Source organism: Tropicimonas sp. TH_r6, assembly GCF_033101155.1.
Lineage (GTDB): Bacteria > Pseudomonadota > Alphaproteobacteria > Rhodobacterales > Rhodobacteraceae > Tropicimonas.
Genome location: NZ_JAWMPX010000008.1, coordinates 1 through 20744, shown reverse-complemented (window position 1 = coordinate 20744; position 20744 = coordinate 1). Strand labels below are relative to the sequence as shown.

The window sequence follows — 20744 nt, the reverse complement described above, 5'->3', positions numbered from 1 at the left end:
TCGCATTTGTCGGAGGAACGACACAGCAGTTGGCTCCACCTTCACGAAGGCTCCCGGCAAACCCGTTTCCAGATCAGTTGGAGGCCGTGACGTAGTTGTCGGCCGAATAGAGGATCGCCGTCGACCCGACCGCGACGTTTTCATACAGCTCGTTGACATGTGCCATCACCATTCTCACACAACCGGAACTTGCCCGTGAGCCGATCGAACGGGGGAACGGCGTTCCATGGATGCGCAGGTATGTGTCACGATTGCCAACGAATAGGTACAGCGCCCGCGATCCCAGGGCGTTCTCCGGCCCTGGCGGCTGTCCGTCTGCGAATTTCGCGTAAATTTCGGGTTCTCTTTCGATCATTGCCGCCGTCGGCGTCCAACGTGGCCACTTGGCCTTTCGCTTGATCGTGTAGGTCCCGGGTTCGTAGAGACCACCACGACCTATGGCAACACCATAGCGCATGGCGGTTCCGTCGGTCTGAATGTGGTACAGATATCGCGCGACTGCATCCACGTGGATATCGCCGGGGATCAGTCCGGGGTTGGCCTCGACACGCCTGGGAAGAAAGCGCGGGTGCAGACCCCAGGGGTTCGAAAAAGAGGGATCGAAGTTCACCGGTGTCACCTGGGCATCCCAGGCCGCCCATTGAGTCCTGTCCGCGAAGACCGGGGTCGCTATCGGAGCCGAGAACAGCGCGGCCGTTGTCATTATGAAGTGGCGTCTACTGAGCATGGAAGCTCCTATATGAAACCAAGGTTCGTCCAACGTTTATTTTCAAGGCCATGAGATCGCTCGAACTTGCCCCCGAGCCTTGCGTGATTACTCGTCCGGGCCGACAATCAGAACTTGCCCGGAGCGTCCACCACTTGCACCACGGATGGTCGATGGTCTTCAGGCGGCCTCCGACTTGTACCCGGCCTCGTAGATCGCGGATTGCAGCGCTTTCGCGGGCAGATCGCTGGAAACCGAGACCGAGTGATCCTCGAGGTTGCAATCGACCCTCGCCTGGTCGTCGATCTCCTTGATGGCTTTCTCGATGGCGGCCGTACAATGGCCGCAGCTCATTTCCGGGACGGTGAAACGGGTCATGGCATTCTCCTTTGAGCCGTCCTTCGAGGATTCCAGCGGGGGAAGGTCAAGTGAAACCGATGTCGCATATGCGGTTTGCCTGTGCTCCTGGGGCGGAGTTCCATGGCGGCCCAATTTCTCAGCTTTCAATTTCGCACCATCGTTCAAGGTTCGAGTGCCGAAAGGAAAAAGCGGTTTGCCCAATGATTGTGACGACCAGCTTCCGTTTTGCTCGCAAGATGCCGACCGGAAGCGGTGCCTCCGGCCGGCTGTCGCAAACCCTATTCAGGCATCATCGCGCTGATTGCATACATGCCATCGTCGCCCTTCATCAGCATCAGAATGACCGTGTCACCAGCAGCGACATCCCCCATCACCTGAGCGTCTGCACGCAACGGCAGATCCATCGTCATGGCAGGCCAACCGATTTCCGGGATCGGGTCGTGGCTGACATTGGCCGTTTCCTCGCCAACCGAGTTCACGATGGCCTTGGTATGCACCGCGCCTTCCATTTGAGCCGCGGTCTCCGACATTTTGGAGTGGTCCGCTGCGTGGCTCGTTTGGGCCTGCGCCATCGGAGTGGCGAGGAGCAGTGCAGGCAGAGTCAGGGTCAATATCTTCATAGTGTTACCTTTCTGGTTGAGAAGATGACGAGAACAAGCGTCACTCGGCCGGAACCGGTGCGACTGGGAAGGGCGCGCGCGCCAATTGGCGGTTGACGCGTTTCAGCGCCAACCGCTTCCAGATCACGAAGATCGACGGGATCACAAACAGCGTCAGCATGGTCGCGGATGCCATGCCGCCCACCATCGGCGCTGCGATGCGTTGCATGATTTCAGAGCCCGTCCCGTGGCCGTACATGATCGGGATCAAACCCGCGAAGATAGTGGCAACCGTCATGATCTTGGGCCGCACCCGCAAGAGCGCCCCTTCGAACACCACCTCTTCGACGTCGACCGGCGTCATCTTGCGACTTTCCGAGAGCGCCAGATCCTTGCGCTTTTCCCAGGCAAGGTTGAGATAGAGCAGCATGACGATTGCCGTTTCAACGGCAACGCCCGCCAGCGCAATAAAGCCCACCAGCACAGCGACCGAGATGTCGAAGCTCAGATACCACAGGAACCAGACGCCGCCGGCCAGCGCAACCGGTAGGGCCGCAAGTATAATGCCCACCTCGATCACCCGGTTGAAGGCAAGGAACAGCATCAACGTGATGATCAGCAAAGTCGCCGGTGCAACGAGCTTCAACCGTTCCTGCATCCGCTCGATATATTCGTACTGGCCGGACCAGGCGATGGAGTAGCCCGGCGGCAAGCTGACCTGATCGGCCACCACGGTGCGGGCCTCCTGCACGTATCCGCCGAGATCGCGGCCAGCGATGTCGATAAACACAAAACCGGTGCGCCGCGCGTTTTCGGAGCGGATCATTCCGGGGCCGTCGACAACCGCGATCTCCGCGAGGCTGCCCAGCGGGATATGCGCGCCCGAGGGCGTCACCACCGGCAGATCGCGCAGCCGCTCCGGACTGTTGCGCCATTCCTGGGGGTAGCGCAGGTTGATCGGAAACCGTTCCAGCCCTTCGACGGATTCCGAAACCTGCATACCGCCGATCGCCGTCTGGACCACGTCCTGCACATCGCGCACGCTCATCATGTAGCGGGCCGCACTATCGCGATCGACGTTGATCTCGATAAAGCGCCCACCGACCGGGCGTTCGGCATAGGCAGATGTCGTGCCCTCGATCCCCACGACCGCGCGTTCGATCTCGATGCCGATCTGTTCGATCGTCTTCAGATCAGCCCCGGATATCTTCACGCCAACCGGGGTCTTGATGCCCGTGGCCAGCATGTCGATCCGGTTCTTGATCGGCTGGATCCAGACATTGGTCACGCCCGGAATCTGCACAACCCGGTCCAGTTCCGACCGTATATCCTCCATCGTCATGCCGGCGCGCCACTCGGCTTCGGGTTTCAACTGGATCGTGGTTTCGATCATCGTCAGCGGCGCGGGGTCGGTCGCTGTGTCGGCTCGCCCGAGCTTGCCATGTACGGTCTGCACCTCCGGGATCGTCGCAATCAACCGGTCCGATTGTTGCAGCACCTCGCGGGCCTTGCCGATGGACACGCCGGGATAGAGCGTCGGCATGTAGAGGAAATCGCCCTCGTTCAACTCGGGCATGAACTCCGAGCCAATCCGTTGTAGCGGCCACCACATCGAGGCGACCAGCAGGCCCGCCAGCAAGGTCGTGGCCCAGGGCCAGGCAACGGCGGCATCGAGAAACGGGCGATAGATCCAGATGATCAGTCGGTTCAAGGGGTTCTTGCGCTCGGGCAGGATGCGCCCGCGCACGAAATACCCCATAAGCACCGGGACCAGCGTTACCGAAAGGATTGCTGCAGCCGCCATCGCATAGGTCTTGGTGAATGCCAACGGTTTGAACAGCCGACCTTCCTGGCTTTCCAGCACAAACACCGGCAGGAAACTGACGGCGATGATTGCCAGCGAGAAGAACAGCGCGGGGCCCACTTCCGACGAGCATTCACTGACGATGCGCCATCGGTTCTGCGGTGTCAGCGGCTCCTTCTCGATTCGCCGGTGCATCGCCTCGATCATCACGATCGCGGCGTCGACCATGGCCCCGATCGCAATCGCGATGCCACCCAGAGACATGATATTGGCGTTCACACCCTGCATCTTCATGATGATGACGGCAGCGAAGATCCCCAACGGCAGCGAAAGCACGATCACGAGCGATGATCGCAGGTGCAACAGGAACAACGCACAGACCAGCACCACGACGATGAACTCCTCGATCAGCTTGTCCTTCAGGTTGTCGATCGCGCGCTCGATCACGCCGGCGCGGTTATAGGTGGTGACGATCTCCACACCTTCCGGAAGGCTCGGCCTGATCTCTTCGATCTTGGTCTCCACAGCCTTGATCGCCGCGAGGGCGTTGCCGCCCCACCGCAAGACGACAACGCCGCCCACCGCGTCGCCCTCACCGTCGAACTCGCCGACACCCCGCCGCATTTCGGGGCCGAGGCGAATGTCCGCTACGTCGCCCAATGTGATCGCCGCACCCCGATCGTTGACCATCAGCGGCGCCTTGGCCAGATCCGACAGTTCGTCAACATAGCCTGTGGAGCGGACCATGAATTCCGCCTCGCCCATCTCGATCACGCTGCCGCCCGTCTCCCGGTTCGCACCCTGAATGGCGGTGCGGATCTGGGCGAGCGTGATGTCAAATGCCCGCAGCTTGTTGGGATCGACGACGACCTGGTATTGCTTGACCATGCCGCCAATGGTGGCGACTTCAGACACGCCATCGACCGTCTGCAGCTCGTATTTCAGGAACCAGTCCTGAAGCGTGCGCAACTGCGAAAGGTCATGCTCGCCGGTGCGGTCTATCAGGGCGTATTGATAGATCCAGCCGACGCCGGTCGCATCCGGGCCAAGCTGGGGAGAGACGCCTTCCGGCAGGTTGGAGGCGATCTGGCCGAGATATTCGAGCACCCGTGTGCGCGCCCAATAGAGGTCGGTGCCATCCTCGAACACGACGTAGACATAGCTGTCGCCAAAGAACGAGAACCCGCGCACGTCACTCGCCCCCGGCACGGCCAGCATCGCCGTGGCCATCGGATAGGTGATCTGATCCTCGACAACCTGCGGCGCCTGGCCCGGATAGGAGGTTCGCACGATGACCTGAACATCCGACAGGTCAGGGATTGCGTCCACCGGGGTTTCGCGGATCGCCCAGACACCCGCCACTGCGATCATGACCGCAAGCGCAAGGACGACGAACCGGTTGGCAATGGAACCTCGAATGATGGCCGGGATCATTGCAGCAACTCCGGCATCTGGGCCGCGCCAACCAGCGTCAGCGAGAAATCCGGATTACGTTTCAGCAGCAACGTCATTTCCCGACCCTCCGGCAGGGTCGTCGTGTCCAGCCCTGGATCAACCGCGAAATCCATGGTCATGCCGGGCATGCCGATCTCGGTCATCGGGCCGTGGGTGATGTTCGCCATTCCCGTCGCGGGATCGAGCGCGTTGATGGTGCCACTGACCTGCATCGGCGGCAGGATCGGTTCCGCAGCGGCAAGGATCATCGTCATGCCGTCTGGCCGCGCGAAGGTCAGGGTCATCTCGCTTCCCGGAACAAGTGCGGTCAGGTCGAGCGTCTCGGCAACAGAAAAGTCCATGGTCATGCCAGGCATGCCGATCTCGACCATCGGACCATGTGTGATGGTTGCCATGCGGGTTGCGGGATCCGTGGCGTCGATCGTTCCCGAGACGACAATGGGCGCAGCCTTGTCCGCTATTGGCGCCTCGTCTTCAATCGTTTTCGGGTCGGTCGCGGTATCCGTCATCGCCTCGCCAGCATTCATGCCGTCCCCGCGTACGCCGACGATGATGAACACCCCATCCTCGCCCTTGGACAGGTCGAATTCCACCGGTGCATCCATCGGAACATCGGCCGGATCAAACCCCGCCACGGGCATGTCCATCTGCATGGCAGGCCAGCCCAGTTCCGGGATCGGATCGTGCGAGAGCGAAAGCTTTCCGTCCGCTGTCACCGCCAGAATCGTGCCGGTGCCCGTAGCCGCAATGCCGTCATCCGCCCCGATATCGATCAGCCCCAGCAGCCCATCGGCCCCGCGCGCCGCCTGAAAGGCGACCTTCTGACCTTCGGACAGCCGATCCAGGGACAGGTCCGCGCGCACCGGAAAGCGCGAGGTCATGGCGGGCCAATCGAGGGTCTCGAGCTCAGCGTGCCGGATGGTGGCCATGCGGCTCTCCCGATCCAGCGCGATCAAATCGCCATTGCCCCGCGCCGGTTCTTCGTCCGTCGGCGCCATGCGCATCAGCCCCGCGTTGAGCGCGCTTTCGCTGTCGATCAGGAACTGGGCGGAGGCGACAACCTCCTCGCCGGGGGCAAGCCCCTGGACAACTTCGGTCCGCCCGCCCTCGCCGAAATTATCCCGCAAACCGGAGGTGATCAGCCTCGGCTTGAAGGTTCCTTCGCCGGTCTTCAGGATTACCCGCTCGGCGGACCCCGTACGAATGATAGCCTCTGTCGGAACGGTCAGCGCCGTGCGCGTCTCGGTCGGGATCAGGCTGATTGTTCCGAACATGTTGGGCCGTAGCAACCCGTCGGAATTGTCGATCCGCAGACGCACGGGCAATGTGCGGGTTTCCGGGTCGAGTTCGGGGTAAACATAGTCAACCGTGCCCGCGAAGGTCTGGCCAGGCAGATGCTCGAACCGGGCCACGGCGCGCATGTCTTCCTTCAATCGGGCAATGTCGCGTTCAAACACATCGACGATCAGCCAGACCGTGCTCATATCGGTCAACGAGACGGCGCGCGTTCCCGGTTGCAGGTACATACCGTCCGCCGCCGTCAAGGAGATCACGACGCCATCCTGCGGTGCCTGAACCTTGAGATTGCGGGCCAGCTCACGGCTCTGCTCAATCTCGGAAATCTGGTCGTCGGACATGCCGTGGCTGCGCAATTTGCCACGTGCTCCGTCGACGATGCGCCGATCGCCGGCCTCCAGAGCCCGGATCAGTTCCGCGCTGGATGAACCGATCAGCGGCGAGAACATCTCGAACAACAGGTCGCCCTTTCGCACCGGATCGCCCACGGCCCGAACGTTGAGCGCCTCGATCCAGCCGTCCACGCGCGTATGGACATGACTTGTCAGATGCTCGTCGTACCCGACAAAGCCGACGGTCTCGATGCGATCCGAAATGTCGGACATTTGCGCCAGGGCCGTACGGACGCCAATTGCGTTGATCTCGGCCGCCGACAGGGTCACCTCCGCAGGGTCACCTGACGGTTCCTGACCAGCATACACTGGTATCAGATCCATCCCCATTGGCGATTTTCCCGGGCCCGGCTGCCGGAAATTAGGGTCCATCGGGGCGACCCAATAGAGCACCTCGGGGCCCTCAAGCGCGGCTGCGCCCGTCGGGTTCAAATAGAGCCGTTCCAGATACACTCCGCCTGCCATACCTGCGGCAAGCGCAAGAATGCTCAGGGCTGAATAACGTCCACGCATGGTCACCTCTGCACCGGCCTGCAAGACGGCAAGCCGTTTCCAATCAACAAAACATCCGCCGTCGGCTATCGCGCCAACAGCTCGAAGGATCGTTCAGAGAAAACGGGGAGGACGGTCGTGGGGCGTCTCAGAGCGCGATTGCCGGGAGTTGACTGGTTCGATCCAGGGCTCTCCTGGAATCAAGGAACCGACAGAAACCAGCCGGGCCGTTGTGAGCGTGTCTTGAAAACAGCAGCTCGTCAGCGTGCAGTGGCCTGCGTTGCCCTGGCCGGCACATGGTCCTGATGCATCGTCAACACCGCGTCCGGAAAGGGTGGCGTCCAAATCGAATTCGATTGGATGATCCATCGCTTCGTGGTGGTGCGCCGACTCAGTCGGAGTCGCGGTTGCGGCCCCAGGGACAACGAGTTGGAACAGGAAAACCGCCATCAAAAGCAAAAGCCTTGATGTTCCCAGGATCGCTTGAAAGTCGAATCGTGGAGCTTTCCGGTTCATAGCTTTGGAACTACCTTGAAACCCGCCGAGTGCAAGTCAGAAAGTTGTGACTCGCCAGATCGAGATTTGTTCTGGCGGCCATCCGCAACCGCTCCGTGAATGCTTTTTTTTGGGCGATGTCTCTATGCTTTGTTGGTCGCGTTCTTTCTGGCGAAATCAGCCAATGTTACCTTTCCCGGACTGACAGGGGCGCTGGAGAATGATCGTCCTGGAGGCTGTAGGCGTCGCCTCCGACGATGCCTTCAGTGTCATTGTCGAGATAGACGAAACTCATCAACGGGAGAGCCGCAGAGGCTCACGGGAATAGGCGCTGCACCTTAGGAATCCGCTCCAGTATCCGCGCCCGCCTCGCCACCAGTGGTATGTTTACAAGAGCGGAAGGGAGATGATGCCGAGAGGCTTGTCGCGATGGCAATTTCCGCTTCTCACAATCACCGACCGCTCCGGCAAGCAATATCTGGAGCGGACAAGGAACCGCAGCATTCCCGTCATCGACGCGGCGCTTTCATCCGTGGTGGCGACAGATGTGGTTCCCTGCACCGACGGTGCGGCGGCTTGCGCCCACTTTACCACGAAGAACACCTTGGACCATCATGTTCTCAGCAACAAGCCAGGCAAACGGATCGCGCAGAAAAGCATTTCACATCCGGAATGTGAACGCATTACACTCCCGCTATAACCACTTCATGGGGCCCTTCAAAGGCCCGGCGTCGAAGTATCTGGGGAGTTACCTGCGTTGGTTTCCGCTCCTGTCGAAGATGGACGGGGGAGCGGTTTTCCGAGGGGTGTTTTCTCCACAGTGCGTTGGGAGAGCGTGGAGATATGACAGTCGACAGAAAGGCCCACTGGGACAGAGTCTATGGCGAGGCATCCGAGGCCCAGTTGAGTTGGCATCAGGATGATCCACGGGTCTCGTTCGAACTGATCGAGATGTCTGGCGCAACTGCGAACTCATCCGTCATCGACATTGGTGGAGGGACCTCCCGCCTTGCGAGCCTTCTACTCGCGACGGGACTTCACGATATAACAGTCCTCGATCTATCGCAGGTCGCCCTGGATGTGGCCAAAGAACGGCTGGGACAAGCCGGTGAAACGGTGAAATGGATTTCGGCAGACATAACCACTTGGGCCCCTGATCGCCATTATGACCTGTGGCACGATAGGGCAGTGTTCCATTTCCTCGTCGATCCGGCGGAGCGGGCGACCTATCTGAAAAGCCTCGTGCGCGGGGTGAGCATCGGCGGCCATGCGATCATTGCCACCTTTGCGCCAGATGGGCCGGAGAAGTGCAGTGGCCTCCCGGTCGCCCGATATAGTCCAAGCGACCTTGCCGAGCTACTCGGAGAAAGCTTCGAACTCGTGGTGCATCGCCACCACCTGCATCAAACTCCCTCGGGTAAAAGCCAGTCCTTCCAGTTCAGTCTTTTCCGCCGCTGCCGCTGAAGCCGCAGATGAAATTGGTCGTGAGCCGACCTGCCCAACACGCTTTCGAGACATGACTATTTTGCCAAGGTGCCTGACAAAGCGCACGGGATTGCTCGAAGCGCTACACGATTTGGGCCGTATCGCGATTTTCGCCAACGAACGCGCTTCGAATCTGGAAACCGCCAATGCGGTGTCAGAAACGGCCCGGTCGCGGATCCTGTCGATGAATCTGGGGCCGGTCGTTTGATCCCCTGTCGGAAATAATGGGATCGATTCTTGACCTTCCAGTGGGTGGAACCCCTACATAGGAGATCAGCTGAAACAAACTGAGTCGCTGGTGACCTGTATGAACACTCTGAATCTCTCGGTGGGCGGGATGTCCTGCGCCTCCTGCGTGGGCCGCGTCGAACGCACGCTTGCCGCCCTGCCTGGCGTCGAATCTGCTTCCGTCAACCTTGCCAATGAAAGCGCGCGTGTGACTTTCTCGGATCCGGCGGATACCGGGGCCATAAAGGAGGCCCTCGACAAGGCCGGCTACCCGGCGCGCATCGGAGAGGTCACGCTGCGGGTCGAGAACATGTCCTGCGCTTCCTGTGTGGGGCGTGTCGAACGCGCATTGGAGAAGCTGCCCGGCGTGATGGAAGCCCTGGTCAACCTTGCCAGCGAAACCGCCCGTGTGCGGTACCTTGAAGGCCAGGTGACACCGGAGGCGCTGGTGCGCACGGCCACAGACGCAGGCTATCCCGCATCGCTTCCGAACGCGGCATCGAACGCGCCGGACGCAGGAGACCGCAAGGCGGCCGAAGCCGCAGACCTCAGGCGACTGACGCTCATTGCCGGTGCCCTGACGTTGCCGGTCTTCCTGCTGGAAATGGGCGGTCACCTGATCCCCGGCTTTCATGTGTTCATAGGCAACACGATCGGCCACCAAACCAGCTGGGTCATTCAGTTCATCCTGACGAGCCTTGTCCTGTTCGGGCCGGGGCGGCGGTTTTATCAGAAGGGCTTCCCGGCGCTGCTGCGCGGCGCGCCGGACATGAACAGCCTCGTGGCCATCGGCACCTCGGCGGCCTATGGCTATTCCGTCATCGCCACCTTCCTCCCCTCGCTGCTTCCGGCCGAAACCCGCGCCGTCTATTTCGAGGCGGCCGCGGTGATCGTGGTGCTGATCCTGCTTGGCCGATGGCTGGAGGCCCGCGCCAAGGGGCGGACAGGACAGGCGATCCGCAAGCTTGTCGGGTTGCAGGCCAAGTCGGCAATGGTGGAACGCGGCGACACCACGATCGAGCTGCCTATCGAACAAATCGTCGTCGGTGACGTCATCCGCGTGCGTCCCGGCGAGCGGATTGCCGTGGATGGCGAGGTGATTTCGGGCATGACCTATGTCGATGAGAGCATGTTGACCGGCGAGCCTATCCCGGTTGGCAAGGATGCCGGAGACAGTGTTGTTGGTGGCACCGTCAACGGGACCGGCGCCATCTCGTTCCGCGCAACGGCGGTCGGCGCCGACACGATGCTGGCGCAGATCATCCGCATGGTCGAAGAGGCGCAGGGCGCCAAGCTGCCGATCCAGGGGCTGGTCGACCGCATCACCATGTGGTTCGTGCCTGCCGTGATGACGCTGGCGGCGCTGACGGTTCTGGTCTGGCTTGTCTTCGGCCCCGACCCGGCATTGACCTATGCGCTGGTCGCCGGGGTGGCGGTTCTGATCATCGCCTGCCCCTGTGCGATGGGGCTGGCCACGCCGACCTCGATTATGGTGGGCACAGGCCGCGCGGCCGAGTTGGGGGTGCTTTTCCGCAAGGGCGACGCGCTGCAGCGGTTGCAGGAGGTGCAGGTGGTCGCGCTGGACAAGACCGGTACGATCACTGAGGGCAAGCCAGCACTGACCGACATGGAGCTGGCTCCCGGCATGGACCACGACCAAGTCCTGTGCCTTGTGGCCGCGGTAGAGGCAAGCTCGGAACATCCGGTTGCCGAGGCGATCCTGCGCGCCGCCGGGGACCGATCGTCCTTGCCGGACATGACAGACTTCGCCTCGATCACCGGCTTCGGTGTCCGGGGAAACGTCGATGGCCATGATGTCCTTGTCGGTGCCCGCCGGTTGATGGAGCGCGAGGGGATTGAACTTGAAGGGTTCGTATCCTTCGGCGAGACCTTCGCTGCTGCCGGCAAGACCCCACTCTTCGCCGCAATCGACGGGCGCATTGCCGCCGTGATTGCCGTTTCCGACCCGATCAAGCCGACATCACGCACGGCCATTGCCGCGCTGCACGAGCTGGGACTTCAGGTCGCGATGATCACCGGAGACGCCAAGGCGACAGCCGAAGCCATCGCGACGGAACTGGGCATCGACCACGTGGTCGCCGAGGTGCTGCCCGACGGCAAGGTCGCGGCGCTGGAGGCGCTTCGCGCGGACGGGCGCAAGCTCGCCTTCGTCGGCGACGGGATCAATGACGCCCCTGCGCTGGCTCATGCCGATATCGGGATCGCCATTGGCACCGGTACCGATGTCGCCATCGAGAGCGCCGACGTCGTGCTGATGACGGGTGACCTCCGCGGTGTGGTCAACGCATTCGACATCTCGGCGCGCACCATGCGCAATATCCGCCAGAACCTCGGCTGGGCCTTTGGCTACAACACCGCGCTGATCCCGGTGGCCGCCGGCGTGCTCTATCCGGCTTTCGGCATCCTGCTGTCGCCAGTGCTGGCGGCCGGAGCAATGGCGCTCAGCTCAGTCTTCGTGCTCAGCAACGCACTGCGCTTGCGTCGCGTCCAGCCTGTCCTGCCCGAAGGGGCCGGTCAGGCAAAATCAGATCTCTCCCTGTCACCCGCTCCAGCCGAATAGGAGGAACCCCAATGAACATCGGAGATGTCGCCCGCATGTCGGGCCTGCCCACCAAGACCATTCGCTACTACGAGGATATCGGCCTGGTCTCCCCACTCCGGAGCACCAATGGCTACCGGACATTCCGCGACAGCGACCTGCACAAGCTCGCCTTTCTCGGCCGGGCCCGGTCCCTTGGATTCACGATCGACGATTGCCGCAATCTGATCGCTCTCTACGGCGACGACACCCGGGCCAGCGCGGACGTGAAAAAAATCGCCAGCGAGCATCTCGAGCGCATTGACGCCAAGGTCGACGAACTCTTGGCGATGAAGAAGACGCTGTCACACCTCGTCCACGAATGCGCCGGCGACCACCGCCCCGACTGCCCGATCCTCGAGGACCTTGCGACCAGCCTGGACGAGGAAACACCGAAGGCAACGGTGGCCAATTTGTGAAGGGCGAATTAGCACAAACGGCGGTATTGGCATTTGCGGCTTTCGCAACAGCGGCATCTGCCGGCGATATCCCGTTTGACGGCGCCTGGCGCGAGCAGCGTTTTCCATTCAAGCGGCCCAACAACTGGATCCTCGAAGGGAGCAGGCTTGGTCTCGAGTCGGATGGAGATGTTTCCTTGGTCTACCGTCAACTGGAGGCTGAGTTCCGGCAAGCCGGCCGGGCAAGCTGGCGCTGGAACGTCGAACACTCGGTTCCTCCGACCGATCTAACCCGAAAGGGCGGCGATGACAGGAACCTTGCAGTCTACTTCCTGTTTCCGCCGGAGAACGAAGCCCTCCGGCTTAGTGGAGCCAGTCTCAAACGCGTGCTGGGAAACCGCAATGCCCGGGCAATCGTCTATGTGCATGGCGGCGACCATCAGCTCGGTCAGTTCCTGCCCAGCCCCTATCTCGGGTCACGGGGTGTCACGATCCAGCTTCAGGACGCCGCGCCGGGGAGTGATGAGCAATCCGTCGATATCCGAAATGATTTTCGCCGAGCCTTCAAGGAGGAGGCAGGAGTTCTCTTCGGGATAGCCATTTCCGCTGACAGCGACGACACGTCGAGCAACATCGGAAATTATATGGCAGTTTAAATTCATAAAGTTGACCTCCCCTGAATATTTATATACATAGAAAACAATGTTTTATAGCTCTCGCGCATCCCTTCGTGTTGCTGCGTTTTGTTGGCCAATATTATGAAGGATCGAGCGTGCCCTTGGCGCCCGGATTCCGCCAACAAAATCCGGATCAAGTTGAGTGATTTTTCGAGAGCGATCGCGGCACCCTGCGGAAAAGGGTGCCGCTACCGCTCCGGCGGTGATGTCACTGCCGTGCCGATTCGTGGCCCTGTGGATCCGTTATCGCCGGACATCCTGCGGCTTGAGTTGCTGAAAGAAAGTAGAGCGCCGTTGCCAGTGCAAGCGCGCGTGAAAATTGCTTCATCGAAACTGTCCTTGTCAAAGAGAGGCAAAGGATAGATTTCGCGGGTTTTGTGAAAATTTAACCAGAGTTTCAGCAGCTTGCAGTTTGATCCGTCACTCTCCGGCTCTCTCGACCTCTTCTGTAGCCTCTCGTCCTTTCTTGGCATAGTGTAGAACGAAGAAGGAACATTCTGGAGTGCACGCATGGATCACTGGGAGACGGGAAAGAGAGACGCCGAAGATCTCGCGTTGTATTTTTCAGACGCAACTGGCCTCGACGAGGTGAGCGTCTGGATCAACGTGCCCTACACCTTTGGCGCTGATCCCGACACGCTGGTTTTCGTTGGTGCCGTCGTCAACTCCGATGGCCGCCGAGGCTTCTCTGCGCAAGCAGAAGAGATCCTTGTGGCCATGGGCTGGCAACTCGACCGATATCGGGACATCATGTCGGAAATCACCGGCTGCGCGCGGGATCTGTCGGCGCATCGCCGCCTCGAAGGCGCCGATCGTATCCGCCGGCTGCGCGAAGAGGCAGTCAGTCAGGATGCGCTTAGGGAACTCCTCGACAGGCGACGCTCGGGAGACTTCGTGTCCCTCGAAGAGGGGCAGCAGATCACGAAAAACGAGGGCTGAAATGGTCGCTGATCGCAAACCCGAAATCGAGAGGCTTGAAGAGATGGGAGACGCCTTCTTTGACGCGCTTGACGAAGCCGTTGCGTCCTACGACGAGGCAACGCGTCCTGACCAGGACGCAGCCCGCCGGCGGATCCTTGACCGAGCGATCGCGCGATTGCCTGGCCTGGACCGCGTCTTGCAGGCCCATGCCGGCGTTGATCCGTGGGTGTTACTCGACATCCTCTTCGCGCCTGATGACGTGTGGGGCGGGCGCTCCCTGTTCGATATTCTTCTTGAGGGAGATACGGCCGCGCTCGATCGCTATATCGCCCTGTCGGCGACCCACGACCACGAGGAACAGGCCGCCTTGCTTGATACCTTCACCGAGAAGTTGGCGCAGCCCGGCGAGAACGAGGCTGAATTCTACGCGCGGCGGCAGAGGCTGGGTAAGGGGGTAGGCCTCGATGGGGACGGAAACCTGACATACGCCAAGCCGAAGTGATCAGCTCATGGCCGCGATGCAGAGTTCACCGCGGTGAACTCTGCGCATTGTCGCCGTTACCCCGCGTTGCTCCGGGTCGGTATGAGTTATACCGCGGCAGGATAAGAGAGAGCAAAGCTCTGCGCGTTACCGGTAATGCGGCCGGCATACCGGCGCCTTACTTGCCCCGGACGATGTCCTCGATGACGGCGATCAGGCGCTTCTTGTCCTTGATGGGCTTTCCATCGAGGCGCACGGCCAGGCGGCCGTCGTCTTCAATGGTGATCTCTGCTGACTTTGGGGACTTCTTGAAGATCGTGGGATGCGTTTCGGCCAGGGTCGATCCGGGCGTCAGGGCGAATTTGGGGAGATCCTGCTTCAGATCGAGCGGAGCAGCCTTGGCCTTCCCGTTTGCAGCCTTCGTGAGCTCACGCACCATTTGCGGATACCGGTGCTTCCGGACTTCATTCCCGGAGGTTGACCTCTGCTCCGCCATTCTTCCTTGACCACGATGGTTTCTTGCATTGGCAACAGGGCGCAACAAGTCCGGCCATGTCTCGCATGAGAGTTCGCCCTCGTTGCCGGCCCAGTATCCATTAGGTTCGGATTTTTTCTGCCGCCTGCCAATTTGAAAAGCTGTTCCTCGGACAACTTCCGGGCTTGAAGCTACAGGCGCTGTAGATCCTATATTCCGGTTTGTTATCAGAATCGGTCATGAAGACGTCAATGTCGCTGGAAGAGCACTCGCATGGCCGCGACGAACGCGGACAGCATCAGCTTTCGCAGGAACCCTCCGCTCCAGGCGGATGATCGTGCTCGACAGCGCTGGCGACATTCTCCTGAAGCGGACCACGATACTGGATTTCGAAGCCTCAACCATCAAGGACATCGCCCATTGCTAAACGGACTCTTGGAGCGATATGATTACGCTGGATCTTTTCGGACTGATGTTTGACGACCACCACTTCGAGGCTGAGGCCCGTGTTTTTGCGTCGACTTTCCCCGTCATTCCCCATGCTTCTGGAAAGGCGAAGGTACCACTGTAGGGGTGCACACAACGTTTCAGGATTTCGAGGTCATCGATCTCGATCGATGTTTCGAGGAACTCCCTCGTCGCGCAAATTCCTCTTCCGTCATCTATACAAGCGTAACCAAGCACCGAGCCGCGAAGATACTCCAGCCACCGGTTGTCTTCGAGGCCATCCTGTTCTTCGAACATCATAGCCATGCCAATGCCCGTGATCTGAAGGCTACTGCACTCTCGTCCTCTGAAGGGTCCGGTACGGATCTTGAAAGCCTGTAAGGAAACAAGTTCGCCGGCCATTAGAATCTGGGTGCCCCGAAAGGACGTGCACCCATTCAGTTCAAGTTCCAGCAGCGATCGGAACACGAGATCACCACCCAATCGAGCAAGGAGTCTGAGGCCGACAGGGTCGTCGATGTGCTCAGCAAAGACATCAAGGCGAGCTTTGTGGGCTCGACGTTCTGCCTCGATGAGCATGTCATTCGGTTTATCCATCATGGTCCCGCCTCGATCATTTTAAGCCCAATTTAGGCTTAAATCACTCATGCGCTACGCCGCTGTCAAGTCACAGTGGAAAAATCGCATGCCGAAATCGATCAGGAGCCCCGGTCTGCTTGCATTGGGAAACGCCATCGCAAGCATTCGAACTTGCCGGGGAATGTCACAAGCGGAGTTTGCCTTGGCCCTCGGTTATCAGCAGTCCTTCATTGCGAAGATTGAGCTCGGCAACCGGAGGCTGGATGTTGTCGAGCTTGTCGTGCTCGCTCGCGCCATGGAGGTCGACCCCATAGAGCTATTGAAAGTCGTTGTGCAAGCTACCCCAGTTAGCCAGCCTATGTAAGGCTGGCTGGAGGAAGGTCCCGCATTCAATCAGCGAAAGGTTCTCCCAAGGACAATGGAAAGGGCAGCATTGACGTGAGAGCAGCACAACGCCGCATTCTCCATGTCGACATGGACGCCTTCTTCGCCTCGGTCGAGCAACGCGACGACTCCACCTTGCGCGGCAAACCCGTCGCGGTGGGCCGCGGACAAGTGCGGGGCGTGGTGGCGGCAGCGAGCTACGAAGCGCGTCGCTTTGGCGTGAAATCGGCCATGCCTTCGTTGACCGCAATGAGGCTCTGCCCCGATCTCATCTTCGTGAGGCCTCGCTTCGAGGTCTATCGAGCGGTCTCTGAGGAAATACACTCCATCTTTCGCGACTACACGAAGTTGGTGGAACCGCTTTCCTTGGACGAGGCCTACCTCGACGTGACGACCGCTTGCTCCGCAGGCAAAACTGCAACTGGAATCGCAACGGAGATCCGCGCTCGGATTCGTGAGAAGGTCGGACTTACTGCCAGCGCCGGTGTGAGCGTAAACAAGTTCCTGGCAAAGCTGGCTTCCGATCAGGACAAACCCGATGGGCTCACTGTTATCCGACCAAATCGCGTGGCGGACTTTGTGGCAGAACTGCCTGTGAAGCGGTTTCATGGCGTGGGTCCGGTAACACGGGCGAAGATGGAGGCCCTTGGCATTCTGACAGGCGCCGATTTGCGAAATTGGCGCGTAGAAGATCTCGCACAGCACTTCGGCTCTTCGGCCGCTCACTACTGGCGCATATCACGCGGTATCGACGACCGGCCAGTAGTGCCTCATCGAGAAAGCAAATCCGTCGGAGCGGAGGAAACCTTCGACTCAGACATCGAAGACCTCAAGGCAGGCAAGCAGGCCGTTGCTAAGATTGCGGCAAAGGTTGCGACAAGGGTCGAGAAGAAAGGTGTGCTCGGCCACACTGTCACTGTGAAGGTGAAGTTCTCCGATTTCGAGCAGGTCACTCGTCAGGTCACACTCAGTGATCCAATAAGTGGTTCAGAAGACCTTACTGCCGTTGCCGGGAGACTTCTGACCGAAGTCCACCCGTTCCGACGTCCTGTGAGGCTTCTTGGCGTCACTTTGTCTTCGCTGGTTGCCTGCGATGCCAATGCCGCCCTGGCCCAGCCTTGGCTGTTCGACGCCCTTCCGCGATCGTTTCAGTATGATTGAGCGGAATCTTGCCCGATTCCAGACCTTCTGGTCTCGTTTCCGACCGGAGATCGACGCGTCTCAAAAAGGTGGAAGTTTTCGACTTTTCTCATCGTCAGAGCTTCCACAATCTGCGTGGAAGTTTTGAAAGTGGAAAAGCGGCAGCGTGAATTTCGATTAAAGAACAGTGACATACACCTTTCCAGTCAACTGACAAATGCATGATGATAGGTATAAGCTCGACATGACCGGCACGGCGCGGCTGCACCATGCGCCGCCCGCGGTGATGCTGGCGCGGCTGGTGAAGCGGATGGAAGAGGAGATCGGGGTGTCCGGCTCGATCGGGCTGAGCCATTGCAAGTTCCTCGCCAAGGTGGCGAGCGATCTGGAGAAGCCGCGGGGGTTCTCGGTGATCGGCGAGGCGGAGACGCAGGATTTCCTGTCCGACAAGCCGGTGTCGCTGATCTGGGGTGTCGGCGCGGTCGCACAGGCGCAGCTCTCGCGGGCCGGAATCCGTACCTTTTCGGATCTGCGCCGCTGGGACCGCAAGGCGCTGCACGAGCGCTTCGGCAAGCAGGGGGACCGGCTCTGGCATCTTGCGCGCGGAGAAGATTCGCGCAGGGTCTCCTCGGGATCCGGGCTGAAATCCATCTCCAACGAGACGACCTTCAGTGACGATATTGGCGCACTGGACCGGTTGAAGGGCTATGCCTGGAGGATGACGGAGAAGGTCGCCGACAGGGCCAAGGCCAAGGGGCTGGCCGGACGCACCGTGACGCTCAAGCTCAAGCAGGCCGATCACAGGATTCTGACCCGCCGCCACGCGCTGGAGGAGCCAACGCAGCTCGCCGGGAAGATCTATGCCGAAGCGGAAGCGCTGCTGCTGCCGGCGGTCTCTTCAGGGCCGTTCCGCCTGCTCGGCGTCGGCATCTCCGAGCTTGTGCCGGCCAGCAAGGCGGACCTGACCGGTGACCTGCTCGACCCGCAGGCCGGCAATCGTGCCGCCGCCGAAAAGGCGACGGACGCGATCCGGAAGAAGTTCGGCAAGGACGCGATCTTCAAGGGCCGCGCCATCCGCTAGGCTCAGCGGTCGTGGGCGGCCTCTTCGGCGACCGGCGTGTAGTCGTCGTCCAGCATGTCCGAGGCGACGATGAAATCGGCCGTCGCTGCGTTGCAGGCCATCACGACCTGCTCCAGCGTGGCGATGCGGGTCAGCGCCTTGACATCCACGTCATGCGGCATGGCGGTCAGCGGGTCAGTGAAGAAGATCAGAACGTCGAGCTTGTCATCGGCGATCATCGCGCCGAGCTGTTGGTCGCCGCCCAACGGACCGCTCTTGAGCCGTGTCACGTCCAGCCCGGTCCCTTCGGCAATCCGCCCGCCCGTGGTGCCCGTCCCATACAGGTCGTGGCGCGACAGGATCTCGCTGTTACGTCTGGCCCAGGCGACAATCGCCGGTTTCATCGCGTCATGCGCGACCAATGCGATGCGCTTGCGCGCGGACATGCGTGTCATCGGGTCTCTCCGGGATACAGGTCTCGTCATCTTCCCTATCGGACGGATCGTCGCCTCGTGCAACCCGCCACGCTGCCGCGCCGGAGACCTTACGTCAACCTGTTGGAAATAATGGGAAAAGCATGATGTGAATCATGGCGCGGCGAAAGGCGCGTCCTTATGGGCAGGACGGGACCCGCAATACGACCCGATAGAAGGAGAAACGGTATGAAGATTGCCTTGGGTGTGTTCCTGTCGGTGGCGATATCCGCAACGCTGGCCACTGCCGGCGAAGACGGTCGCAACAAGCTGGCCTCTGCGGGAGCCTGGACGGCCTATTCGCTCGACGGGTTCAGCTATTTGGACAAGGGCGCGGTGCACGCGTCCGAGACAGCCTGCATGCTGGAGACCGGCGGTGGCGCGTCCGGGTTGCGGGTGGTCTTCTTTCCCGGCGCCTCGGTCAGCATCCTGCAATTCGGCTCGCGCGACTGGGACCTGAAGCGGCACAAGGCCAAGCTGAGGCTCGATGGCGGCGGCAAGCCGGTCACTTTCAAGGCCGCGCAATATGACGACGAGTTCATCCAACATGTCGACAAGACCGCCAAGGGAGCGGCCCGGTACGAGGCGCTCGATCAGGGCGGCGCGGAGCTGACTCTGGCCGACAACAAGGGCAAGGCGCTGATGGTGCTGCCGATGGAGGGATACGCGCCAATGCTGGCAAAGGCCCTCGCCTGCGCAAGGGCGCTCTAGGGTCAGGCCATGCGGATACGCGCGACGGACATCTCCGGTTCGCTCGGATCGAAATCATAGGCGAGGAGCGGACCGTCGAGACCGGCGGAATAGTCGAGACAGAGCGCGTGGGGCGCTTCCACCCGGGGCGTCCCGCTTTCCCAGTAATGGCCAAAGAACACAGGACATGTCTCGCGGTATCGCCAGGCGGCCAGTTCCGGCGGCAGCGGGGTCGTCGGCAGGCAATCCGGGTCCGGCACCGAGCGCGCGATCTGCTGCCAGCTCCGGGCTTCGGCCATCCACCAGGCGATACGGGTGTGGCGGCGCTCCACGCCATCCTTGTCGTGGAAGGAAAACCCGTCCGGCAGCGGCGCTTCCAGCCCACTGGTCACATTCTGCAACGCGTCGTAGAGCGGCCCGGTCGCCCAGCCCGGGTGATGCAGCACCGCATCCGTCAGCCGATCTTCGACAAGCTCTTCCCGAAGGCGCTCGACCGACGGGCCGTGCCAGCAGGCATGCACCGCCCGGAAGGCTGGGTCCTCGAGAAGAAGCGGCAGGGTCTGCATCCAATCGATCACCTCTGCCGTCTGCGCCGCCCCAATGGGGAACTCGCGAAGGAAGGACGCGTGCTGGCGCAGGTTCTTCTCCGACCGCTGCCGCAGCGGTCGGCCTTCGATCTCGGTGTGGAACTGGATCGCGTTGAACTCATGGTTGCCCATGATCGCCCGCGCCTTGCCAGCATCGATCAGCGACCGGACGATGGCGAGACTTCGCGCATTCTCCGGGCCTCGATCGATGAAATCGCCCAGAAATACGATCTCCAGCCCGAGCTGCGGCGCGCGCCAGCCGAAAGGCGTGCGCCGCCAACCAAGATGGTCCAGAAGGCCCGTCAGCTTGTCGGCCTGTCCGTGTATGTCGGGAATGATGTGATACATCTGCGCTCCTCGCTCTTGCCGACAGGGCGGAGCGCCCTCTAAGCGGTCTGCGCAGGGGCGGGGTTGGCAGGTTTTCTGCCCATCGAACTGTCGGGATTTCACGCAGAGGTATAGCAAGGGCCCGGCGCATTGTCGAGCCGGGCCCATTGTCTGTCAGCCTTGTGTGTCTGAGC

General features: G+C 60.8%; 19 protein-coding genes and 1 pseudogene. 11 read left to right on the top strand and 9 right to left on the bottom strand.

Translation table 11 applies throughout. The features are described 5' to 3' along the window. Positions 1 to 73 precede the first annotated feature (73 nt). The 5 genes from R3X27_RS09790 to R3X27_RS09770 form a co-directional block, all read right to left on the bottom strand. Positions 74 to 727 (bottom strand): L,D-transpeptidase, encoded by a 654-nt coding sequence (locus tag R3X27_RS09790; RefSeq protein WP_317708675.1) that lies wholly within the window; start codon positions 725 to 727, stop codon positions 74 to 76. Between the two features lie 159 nt (positions 728 to 886). Further along, a complete protein-coding gene (locus R3X27_RS09785) occupies positions 887 to 1084 on the bottom strand; it encodes a heavy-metal-associated domain-containing protein (protein ID WP_317708674.1) in 198 nt (65 codons plus the stop codon). Positions 1085 to 1344: 260 nt separating this feature from the next. After that, entirely contained in the window at positions 1345 to 1686 is a 342-nt protein-coding gene (locus R3X27_RS09780; protein WP_317708673.1) for a copper-binding protein, read from the bottom strand. A 40-nt stretch (positions 1687 to 1726) separates the two neighbouring features. Then, positions 1727 to 4903 (bottom strand): CusA/CzcA family heavy metal efflux RND transporter, encoded by a 3177-nt coding sequence (locus R3X27_RS09775; RefSeq protein WP_317708672.1) that lies wholly within the window; start codon positions 4901 to 4903, stop codon positions 1727 to 1729. Continuing rightward, a complete protein-coding gene (locus R3X27_RS09770) occupies positions 4900 to 7125 on the bottom strand; it encodes an efflux RND transporter periplasmic adaptor subunit (protein ID WP_317708671.1) in 2226 nt (741 codons plus the stop codon). Before R3X27_RS09770 ends, R3X27_RS09775 begins: the two co-directional genes overlap by 4 nt. Before the next feature lie 880 nt (positions 7126 to 8005). On the opposite strand from R3X27_RS09770, the gene R3X27_RS09765 reads away from it, so the two are divergent. The 7 genes from R3X27_RS09765 to R3X27_RS09735 all read left to right on the top strand — a co-directional run bounded on the left by R3X27_RS09765 (position 8006) and on the right by R3X27_RS09735 (position 14409). Further along, a complete protein-coding gene (locus R3X27_RS09765) occupies positions 8006 to 8299 on the top strand; it encodes a hypothetical protein (RefSeq protein ID WP_317708670.1) in 294 nt (97 codons plus the stop codon). A gap of 143 nt (positions 8300 to 8442) precedes the next feature. Continuing rightward, positions 8443 to 9063 (top strand): class I SAM-dependent methyltransferase, encoded by a 621-nt coding sequence (locus R3X27_RS09760; protein ID WP_317708669.1) that lies wholly within the window; start codon positions 8443 to 8445, stop codon positions 9061 to 9063. 328 nt (positions 9064 to 9391) lie between these two features. Continuing rightward, the gene (locus R3X27_RS09755) at positions 9392 to 11893 is read left to right on the top strand and encodes a heavy metal translocating P-type ATPase (protein WP_317708668.1); all 2502 of its coding nucleotides are present in this window, start codon (positions 9392 to 9394) and stop codon (positions 11891 to 11893) included. A gap of 11 nt (positions 11894 to 11904) precedes the next feature. Further along, on the top strand, positions 11905 to 12330 hold the full coding sequence (gene cueR, locus R3X27_RS09750; RefSeq protein WP_317708667.1) for a Cu(I)-responsive transcriptional regulator: 426 nt from the start codon (positions 11905 to 11907) through the stop codon (positions 12328 to 12330). Beyond that, positions 12234 to 12965, top strand: a complete 732-nt coding sequence (locus R3X27_RS09745) for a DUF3047 domain-containing protein (RefSeq protein ID WP_317708666.1) — start codon at positions 12234 to 12236, stop codon at positions 12963 to 12965. The genes cueR and R3X27_RS09745 overlap by 97 nt, the downstream gene beginning before the upstream one ends. A gap of 531 nt (positions 12966 to 13496) precedes the next feature. Further along, on the top strand, positions 13497 to 13925 hold the full coding sequence (locus tag R3X27_RS09740; RefSeq protein ID WP_317708665.1) for a hypothetical protein: 429 nt from the start codon (positions 13497 to 13499) through the stop codon (positions 13923 to 13925). A 1-nt stretch (position 13926) separates the two neighbouring features. Then, complete coding sequence (locus R3X27_RS09735) at positions 13927 to 14409, top strand: hypothetical protein (protein ID WP_317708664.1); 483 nt, start codon at positions 13927 to 13929, stop codon at positions 14407 to 14409. A gap of 157 nt (positions 14410 to 14566) precedes the next feature. Here R3X27_RS09735 and R3X27_RS09730 read toward each other — a convergent pair whose 3' ends face one another. Next, complete coding sequence (locus tag R3X27_RS09730) at positions 14567 to 14827, bottom strand: hypothetical protein (protein ID WP_317708663.1); 261 nt, start codon at positions 14825 to 14827, stop codon at positions 14567 to 14569. Between the two features lie 459 nt (positions 14828 to 15286). Then, entirely contained in the window at positions 15287 to 15910 is a 624-nt protein-coding gene (locus R3X27_RS09725) for a hypothetical protein (protein ID WP_317708662.1), read from the bottom strand. Between the two features lie 85 nt (positions 15911 to 15995). Here R3X27_RS09725 and R3X27_RS09720 point away from each other — a divergent pair, with 85 nt between their 5' ends. The 3 genes and pseudogenes from R3X27_RS09720 to R3X27_RS09710 all read left to right on the top strand — a co-directional run. Then, positions 15996 to 16253, top strand: a complete 258-nt coding sequence (locus R3X27_RS09720; RefSeq protein ID WP_317708661.1) for a helix-turn-helix transcriptional regulator — start codon at positions 15996 to 15998, stop codon at positions 16251 to 16253. Between the two features lie 74 nt (positions 16254 to 16327). Further along, positions 16328 to 17434 (top strand): DNA polymerase IV, encoded by a 1107-nt coding sequence (dinB, locus tag R3X27_RS09715; RefSeq protein ID WP_317708660.1) that lies wholly within the window; start codon positions 16328 to 16330, stop codon positions 17432 to 17434. Positions 17435 to 17639: 205 nt separating this feature from the next. Further along, positions 17640 to 18494 (top strand): annotated as a pseudogene (locus tag R3X27_RS09710) (DNA polymerase IV); the annotation flags it as partial. Positions 18495 to 18496: 2 nt separating this feature from the next. Here the strand turns inward: R3X27_RS09710 and R3X27_RS09705 are convergent. Next, on the bottom strand, positions 18497 to 18928 hold the full coding sequence (locus R3X27_RS09705) for a methylglyoxal synthase (protein ID WP_317708659.1): 432 nt from the start codon (positions 18926 to 18928) through the stop codon (positions 18497 to 18499). Between the two features lie 207 nt (positions 18929 to 19135). Between R3X27_RS09705 and R3X27_RS09700 the strand changes: the two genes are divergently transcribed. Next, positions 19136 to 19657, top strand: a complete 522-nt coding sequence (locus tag R3X27_RS09700) for a hypothetical protein (protein ID WP_317708658.1) — start codon at positions 19136 to 19138, stop codon at positions 19655 to 19657. Between the two features lie 2 nt (positions 19658 to 19659). On the opposite strand, the gene R3X27_RS09695 is transcribed toward R3X27_RS09700, so the two are convergent. Further along, the gene (locus R3X27_RS09695) at positions 19660 to 20571 is read right to left on the bottom strand and encodes a metallophosphoesterase (protein WP_317708657.1); all 912 of its coding nucleotides are present in this window, start codon (positions 20569 to 20571) and stop codon (positions 19660 to 19662) included. Positions 20572 to 20744: the final 173 nt, after the last annotated feature.